General features: G+C 67.1%; 8 protein-coding genes and 2 pseudogenes. 4 read left to right on the top strand and 6 right to left on the bottom strand.

Annotated features, from left to right (window positions below):
* The 4 genes from JHD07_RS28345 to JHD07_RS28330 form a co-directional block, all read right to left on the bottom strand.
* Positions 1–1,727, bottom strand: a 1,727-nt coding sequence (locus tag JHD07_RS28345; protein ID WP_291628186.1) for a DEAD/DEAH box helicase family protein, incomplete at its 3' end; no start/stop codon positions are given.
* A gap of 92 nt (positions 1,728–1,819) precedes the next feature.
* Positions 1,820–2,050, bottom strand: a complete 231-nt coding sequence (locus tag JHD07_RS28340; RefSeq protein WP_291628185.1) for a hypothetical protein — start codon at positions 2,048–2,050, stop codon at positions 1,820–1,822.
* 51 nt (positions 2,051–2,101) lie between these two features.
* A complete protein-coding gene (locus JHD07_RS28335) occupies positions 2,102–2,326 on the bottom strand; it encodes a hypothetical protein (protein WP_291628183.1) in 225 nt (74 codons plus the stop codon).
* 123 nt (positions 2,327–2,449) lie between these two features.
* Entirely contained in the window at positions 2,450–3,364 is a 915-nt protein-coding gene (locus tag JHD07_RS28330; RefSeq protein ID WP_291628181.1) for a LysR substrate-binding domain-containing protein, read from the bottom strand.
* 119 nt (positions 3,365–3,483) lie between these two features.
* Here JHD07_RS28330 and JHD07_RS28325 point away from each other — a divergent pair, with 119 nt between their 5' ends.
* From JHD07_RS28325 to JHD07_RS28315, 3 genes are all read left to right on the top strand, one after another.
* On the top strand, positions 3,484–4,263 hold the full coding sequence (locus JHD07_RS28325; RefSeq protein ID WP_291628179.1) for a sulfite exporter TauE/SafE family protein: 780 nt from the start codon (positions 3,484–3,486) through the stop codon (positions 4,261–4,263).
* On the top strand, positions 4,260–4,490 hold the full coding sequence (locus JHD07_RS28320; protein ID WP_291628177.1) for a hypothetical protein: 231 nt from the start codon (positions 4,260–4,262) through the stop codon (positions 4,488–4,490). Before JHD07_RS28325 ends, JHD07_RS28320 begins: the two co-directional genes overlap by 4 nt.
* 320 nt (positions 4,491–4,810) lie before the next feature.
* Positions 4,811–5,509 (top strand): glutathione S-transferase family protein, encoded by a 699-nt coding sequence (locus JHD07_RS28315; RefSeq protein ID WP_291628175.1) that lies wholly within the window; start codon positions 4,811–4,813, stop codon positions 5,507–5,509.
* A gap of 90 nt (positions 5,510–5,599) precedes the next feature.
* Here the strand turns inward: JHD07_RS28315 and JHD07_RS28310 are convergent, their stop codons facing one another.
* A complete protein-coding gene (locus JHD07_RS28310) occupies positions 5,600–5,797 on the bottom strand; it encodes a cysteine-rich CWC family protein (RefSeq protein WP_291628173.1) in 198 nt (65 codons plus the stop codon).
* 113 nt (positions 5,798–5,910) lie between these two features.
* On the opposite strand from JHD07_RS28310, the pseudogene JHD07_RS28305 reads away from it, so the two are divergent.
* Positions 5,911–6,879: pseudogene (locus JHD07_RS28305) on the top strand (DUF1800 family protein); the annotation flags it as partial.
* 27 nt (positions 6,880–6,906) lie between these two features.
* On the opposite strand, the pseudogene JHD07_RS28300 reads toward JHD07_RS28305, so the two are convergent.
* Positions 6,907–6,963: pseudogene (locus JHD07_RS28300) on the bottom strand (cysteine methyltransferase); the annotation flags it as partial.
* Positions 6,964–6,993: the final 30 nt, after the last annotated feature.

Here is a 6,993-nt window from a genome sequence, read left to right as displayed (position 1 = left end):
CGGTTGTCCATGCAGGAGGGCAGGCGGAAGCCGTATTCGGCCAGCGTCGCCTTGCGGCGGAAGTCGCCGCGGAACATGGCGCCGATCTGCGGAATGGTGACGTGGCTTTCGTCGGCGAAGATCAGCGCGTTGTCGGGCACGTATTCGAACAGCGTCGGCGGCGGCTCGCCCGGGCGGCGGCCCGTGAGATAGCGCGAATAGTTCTCGATGCCGGCGCAGCTTCCGGTCGCCTCCATCATCTCGAGGTCGAACGTGGTGCGCTGCTCCAGCCGCTGCGCTTCGAGCAGGCGTCCCTGGTCGTGCAGCTGGTCCAGCCGCTGCTTCAACTCTGATTTGATCGACTTGATCGCCTGCACCAGCGTCGGCCGCGGAGTCACATAGTGCGAATTGGCGTACATCTTGATGAATTCGAGCTCGTCCTGCTTGTGGCCGGTGAGCGGGTCGAATTCCTCGATCGCCTCGATGGTGTCGCCGAACAGGTTCACGCGCCAGGCGCGGTCCTCATAGTGCGCCGGGAAGATGTCGATGACGTCGCCGCGCACGCGAAACGTGCCGCGCGTGAAATCGGCCTGGGTGCGCTTGTACTGCAGCGCCACGAGGTCGGCGATCAGCTGGCGCTGGTCGATGCGCTCGCCCTTCTTCAGCGCGAAGGTCATCGCGGTGTAGGTCTCGACCGAGCCGATACCGTAGATGCAGGACACCGACGCCACGATGATGACGTCGTCGCGCTCGAGCAGCGCGCGCGTCGCCGAATGGCGCATGCGGTCGATCTGCTCGTTGATCGAGGAATCCTTCTCGATATAGGTGTCGGTGCGCGGGACGTAGGCTTCCGGCTGGTAGTAGTCGTAGTAGCTGACGAAATACTCGACGGCGTTGTCCGGGAAGAAACTCTTGAACTCGCCATAGAGCTGGGCGGCCAGCGTCTTGTTCGGCGCCAGGATCAGGGCGGGGCGCTGCGTCGCCTCGATCACCTTGGCCATGGTGTAGGTCTTGCCGGAGCCGGTGACCCCGAGCAGCACCTGGCTGCGGTCGTTGCGATTGATGCCTTCGACGAGCTCGGCGATCGCGGTCGGCTGGTCGCCTTTCGGCTCATAGGCCGACTTGATCTCGAAGCGGACGCCGCCCTCGGACTTTTCCGGGCGCGGCGGCCGGTGCGGCGTCCACACCTTCATGGAGCCGTCGCCCTTGCGGAACTCCGGCCGGCCCTCGCGGATCAGCGATTCCAGCGCATCCGCCGTGGCCTTGACGCCGAGCGCCTCCATCTTGCTCCGCGGCGGGCGCGCCAGCGCCTCGGCGTCGTCCTCCTCGGTCGGCAGTCCGAGCTGCCGCGCCAGCTCCGGATCGAGCGTCGGAATCGTGGCGGCCGTGCCGTAATTGGCCTGCGGCGCCTCCCCCAATCCTGCAAGTTCACTGGACTGATGGGCGCCCGGCGGCTGCGGATTGGGCCGCAGCGGCATCGGCCGCGCGGTATCCTGCGGGAACTCCTTCGGCGTCGAAGCGCGCGCGCGATGCGCGGCGGCCTCGCCTCCCGCGCGGCGGTCGCGCGAATTGTCCGGCGGCGGCTGCAGCCCGGTGCCCGACCCCAGGCCCGCGTCGCCGCGGTTGATCGCGGGATTGAGCAGCTCGGCCAGCGCCGGTCCGATCGGCTGCACATCGGGGCGATGCGCTTTCGAGTTCGGAGCCTTGGTCTTCGGGGATTTTGCGGGGGGAGCAGGTTTCTTCGCCATCCCGCGAATATGGGATGAGTCCGCCCCGCAATAAAGGGCGAATGGCCGCCTCCGTGGAGGCTGCTGACAGCAGGTTGGCAGCAGCCCGCGGCTCACGCCGCCGGCGTCGGCCCCGCGTCATTCTCGGCCGTGACATTCGGCTCGAGGATGTCGAGATGGATGTCGCCGCAATCGTTGCAGCGCAAGGCCCAGTACTCGCATCCAGCACGGCCGCCGATCACGCTGAGCACGTCGAGATCGCCGTCGCATTCCGGGCAGTTGGACAGCACCGCGCGGGCATAGATCCGCGGCCGTGCTGCGTCGATGTCGGTGATGGTGGACATGGATTGGTTTCCCCCCGTTTTGGCGCCCTGTCGGCCCCGCAGACCGCTCGCCTATTCGTCCTCCTCCTCGGCCCGCCGGCGGAAGCGGTCGATGTGGTGCTTGGCGTCGGCAATCGCGGCATCGCGGTCGGGCCAGGCAAACCCGACTTCCATGGCAGGAAACAGCACGCCGTCGATCGCCACCGGGCTGAGATCGGCGCGGCGGATCCGCGCGTGCCAAAGGCCTTTGCCAGCTTCGAAGGATTCGATGTCAAAGCCGTCGTAAAGGGTCGTCATCAGTGTAGGTCCCACGTTTCTTTTCGGAGAGTCAGGAGACCACATTTGCGGAATGCGGGATGTGAAGCGGTTCACAAACGGCCGGCTTTTTGTCGCAAAGCCGTTGCCGCGGAACCCGGGGCTTCAGCTCCGGGCCGCAGCGCGGCCGGTCCGCCGCGGGCGTGCCGCGGGTTCCGACGCCACCCGCATGATCCAGCGGCGGAACGCGGCGAAGTCGCGCTGCTCGGTCTGGAAGCTGCGATAGACCAGGTACCAGCGCATGCCCTTGGGCACCGAGAGATCGAATGGTGCCACCAGCCGGCCGGCCGCCAGATCGTCGTCGATGTAGGGGCGGATGCCCATGGCGATGCCGAGCCCGTCGGCGGCGGCCTGCAGCGCCTGGCCGTAGAACTGGAACTCGGGTCCGCGCGCGCCGATGCGGGCGAGGTTCGCGGCCTTCAGCCAGATCGGCCAGTCCTCGGGCGAATGCGCCACGCGGATCAGGCTCGGGCCCTTCAGGTCGGCCGGGCGCTTCAGGCCGCTCGCAAGCCGCGGCACGCAGACCGGCGTGAGATCGCCGGCGAACAACGGCTCGGCGACGAGGCCGGGCCAGTCGCCGGTGCCGAGCTTGATGCCGCAGCTCCAGTCCTCGCCGAACGGCACCGCCGCGCCCCCGGTGGTGAAGCGCACTTCGATGTCGGGCTCCTCGCTGCGAAACTCCGACAGGCGCGGGATCAGCCAGCGCATCGCAAAGGTATGGCCGACGCCGATGGTGAGCACCCGCACGCTCGCCGGTGCCGTCACCTGGGCGGTGAGGCTCGCCAGCGCATCGAAGATCGGCGTCAGCCCGCTCTGATAGGCGCGGCCGGCCTGCGTCAACACCAGGCGGTTGGCCTTGCGCTCGAACAGCGCGACGCCGAGCCGCTCTTCGAGCAGGTGCACCATGCGGCTCACCGCGGCCGCCGACACGCTCAGCTCCAGCCCGGCCGCAGCAAAGCTGCCGGTCCGCGCCGCCGCCTCGAACGCCTTGATGCCGTTGAGAAACAGCAGCCGCCGCAAATGCCTGACCCTCAGGAAAGCTGATGCAGGGCAAGATAACTCAGTTTGCGGAGTGGGGGCAAGCGAGGCACGTTCACCTTAGCTGCCCGCTCCCCTGACCCACCCTGGAGATCCTGCGCGTGACACCCCTCATGATCGCGGCCCTCGGATTGCTGATGGTGGCCACCGCCTTCCTGTCGGGGCTGTTCGGCATGGCGGGCGGGCTGGTTCTGATCGGTGTGCTGTTGGCCCTGATGCCGCTGCCGACCGCGATGGTGCTGCACGCGATCACGCAGATGGCCTCGAACGGCTGGCGCGCGTTTCTGTGGCGGGCGCATATCCGCTGGCGGCCGGTCGCGAACTACATGGTCGGCGCCGCCGTCGCGCTCGCGGCCTGGTCGCTCACCCGCTACGTGCCGGACAAGCCGGTGGCGTTGCTGCTGCTCGGCATCACGCCGTTCATGGCGCGGCTCCTGCCGGCGAACATCAAGCCCGATCCCGACCGTCTCTGGCAGGGCACAGTGTACGGCACGATCTGCATGGGCCTGATGCTGATGACCGGCGTCTCCGGCCCGCTGCTCGACACCTTCTTCCTCGGCGGCGATTTCGGCCGGCGCGAGAAGGTGGCGACCAAGGCGATGTGCCAGCTCGTCAGCCACTTCACCAAGCTCCTCTATTTCGGCGGCATCATCGACCAGGCCGCAGGCCTCGATCCCGTACTCGCCGGCGTCGCCATTTTCGCCTCGATGCTCGGCACCACGCTGGCACGGCGTATCCTCGAGGCGATGACCGATCAGCAATTCCTGGCCTGGTCGAACAGGCTGATCACCACCATCGCCTGCTACTACATCGCCTATGGCGGCTGGCTCCTGCTTCGTGCCCCGGTCCTGGCCGCCTTCGACAAGGGAGGTTTGCCATGAGCAAGACCGCCGATCCGCTGGTGCTGGACTTCGTCGAATGGGCCGCGCGCGAGCCACGCGCCTATGCCGAGGTGGTCGCGACCTGGAAGACCTCGTGCCCACGCCTCACCATCTGGGAGGATGCCGCGGACCGCGGGCTCGTTTCGCGCGAGACGCGGCCAGGCCTCGGTCTGGTGATCGCGGTGACGGAAGACGGCGAGAGGTTGCTGCGCACGAACGGGCGGTAGTTCTTCGCCTCTCCCCCCGTCCTCGCTGTCATAATCCGAAGGCGGATGATCCAGTAATCACCAGCGGTGGCGTGTTACACGACTGCCGCGGCGTACTGGATGCCCCGCCTTCGCCGGGCACGACGATGGATATTGGTGTGCGGACCTTTCTCCACATCGTCATTGCGGGCGCAAGCGAAGCCATCCAGAATAGGAGATCCTCACCCTGGGGAGCGCGCATCTTGCGCGCGTCTCGAAGGGCGAGGCCGAGATCGGGCCTTCATTCTTCGAGACGCGCGTTCCGCGCTCCTCAGGCTGAGGGTCTGGCAGAAAGACCCTTCATGTCGCTCAAGCTCTACGAACTCGTCGGTACTGACTCTACGCGCCCCTTCAGCCCGTATTGCTGGCGCACGCGGATGGCGCTGGCGCACAAGGGCCTTGCGGCGGAGTCGCTGCCCTGGCGCTTCACCGAGAAGAGCACGATCGCGCCGCACGGCTCGGACAAGGTGCCGGTGCTGCTGCACGACGGCAAGGCCGTGGTCGATTCCTGGACTATCGCGAATTATCTGGAAGACAATTTTCCGGATCGCCCGTCCCTCTTCGGCGGCGAGGGCGGCCGCGCCATGGCGCGCATGATCAACGCATGGGGCGACATCGCCATCGTCGGCGGCATCTTTCCGTTGATCGTCGCCGATATCCCGAACAACCTCGCAGAGGTCGACGCCGCCTATTTCCGCAAGTCGCGCGAGGCGCGCTTCGGCGGCAGGAGCCTGGAAGAGGTCCAGGCGAGCCGCGACGCCGGCGTGGTCGCGTTCCGCAAGTCGCTCGAGGTGATGCGCCAAACGTTCAAGACGCAGCCCTTCATCGGCGGGAATGCGCCAAACTATGCCGATTACATCGTGTTCGGCGGGTTCCAATGGGCGCGTGTGGTCAGCCCGTTCAAGCTGCTGCAGGCGGACGATCCGGTCTATGCCTGGCGCGAAAGACTCCTCGATGCGTTCGACGGCATGGCGCGGAAGTCGCCGGGATTTGCGGTGTAGCTTCGTAGGGTGGGCAAAGGCGCAAGGCGCCGTGCCCACCATCTCGCTCGATCGCCAAAAAATGCGTGGGCACGCTTCGCTTTGCCCACCCTACGACACGGCCTCCGCCGCCGCTTTCCTCAAGCATTCGCGGCACAGGCAATCCTCGCCCGCGAGCGGCATCGGCAGTTTTGCCGTCTCCTCCGCGCACCAGCAATTGCCCGAGAGGTCGCAGCCGAATTCGGTGCCGCAGCGGGAGCAGGCGAGGCGGCGTGGTTGCTGCAACGCGGACTCTTTCGGATTTGTCATGATCTACGCCGAAGCTTCGCCGTCATTTTCATGTCGGGTTCATTTGTCGCTGCGGTATATTACGCGCCGCACCCGTATCAGGAAAGCGGCTCCAACGCGCCAAGGACAAATTGATGGCCCGCGACACGCAAGCCGCCCTCGTCGCGCTCAACCGCTTTGGCTTTGGCGCCCGCGGCGGTGCATCGGGTGATCTCGTCAATGCAAGCTCCGACCCGCGCGGCTTCGTGAAGGCAGAGCTCGCGCGTGCGAGCGGCTTGCTGCTGGAAGCGCCGGGCCTGCAATCGACGCCGCAGCTCGGGCAGGCCGTGTTTGCCTATCAGGACGAGGTCAAGCGGGCGCGCGAGGCTGCGAGGGCTGCTGCGCCTGCCGAAGTGCCGGCCGACCAGAGGCCCGCGCTGCGCCGCAATCTCTCGCTCAACGCTGCGGCGGAGATCACCGGCCAGATGGCGGAGACGAAGCCCGCCGACACTGCGGCGAAGCCCGACGCCATGCAGCCGAATATGGCCGCGCCGCCAGCCGCAAAGCCCGCACCGCAGCCGCTCAACGTTCAAAAGACGTTTCGCGCCGAGGCGCTCGCGCGACTGCAGCGCGCCACGCTGGCCGAATGCGGCTTCGCCGAGCGTCTGGTCACGTTCTGGTCCAACCATTTCTGCATTTCCGCCAGCAAGGGCGAACTGGCGCGGATCTGGGCCGGCGCATTCGAGCGCGAGGCGATCCGGCCGCACGTGCTCGGGCGCTTCGCCGACATGCTGAAGGCGGTGGAGCAGCATCCGGCGATGCTGCTCTTCCTCGACAACCAGCAATCGCTCGGGCCGGATTCGCGCGCCGGGCAGAACCGCAAGCGCGGGCTCAACGAAAATCTGGCGCGCGAGATCATGGAGCTGCATACGCTCGGCGTCGGCGGCGGCTACACGCAAGGCGACGTCACCTCGCTCGCGCGCATCATCACCGGCTGGACCTTTGCCGGGCGGCAGGGCCAACTCGGCCCTCCCGGCTCCTTCGTCTTCAACGCCAATGCGCATCAGCCCGGGCCCCAGATCCTGCTCGGCAAGACCTATGAGGCCACCGGGCTCGCCCAGGGCGGCGGCCATCTCGCCATAGGTCATGGTCTTGCCGGGCGGTATGCGCCGGGCCAATTCGTAGACGCGGGCATTGAAGGGCGGCACGCCCTCGGTGGCCAGCGGCACCTCGAGCAG

The sequence above is a fragment of the Bradyrhizobium sp. genome, assembly GCF_016462955.1.
Lineage (GTDB): Bacteria > Pseudomonadota > Alphaproteobacteria > Rhizobiales > Xanthobacteraceae > Bradyrhizobium.
This window is presented reverse-complemented; position numbering and strand designations above follow the sequence as displayed.

Excerpts from the sequence above, each read along its gene's own strand:
- JHD07_RS28340 (WP_291628185.1), bottom strand. The coding sequence starts at position 2,050 with ATGTCCACCATCACCGACATCGACGCAGCACGGCCGCGGATCTATGCC.
- JHD07_RS28335 (WP_291628183.1), bottom strand. The coding sequence starts at position 2,326 with ATGACGACCCTTTACGACGGCTTTGACATCGAATCCTTCGAAGCTGGC.
- JHD07_RS28320 (WP_291628177.1), top strand. The coding sequence starts at position 4,260 with ATGAGCAAGACCGCCGATCCGCTGGTGCTGGACTTCGTCGAATGGGCC.
- JHD07_RS28315 (WP_291628175.1), top strand. The coding sequence starts at position 4,811 with ATGTCGCTCAAGCTCTACGAACTCGTCGGTACTGACTCTACGCGCCCC.
- JHD07_RS28310 (WP_291628173.1), bottom strand. The coding sequence starts at position 5,797 with ATGACAAATCCGAAAGAGTCCGCGTTGCAGCAACCACGCCGCCTCGCC.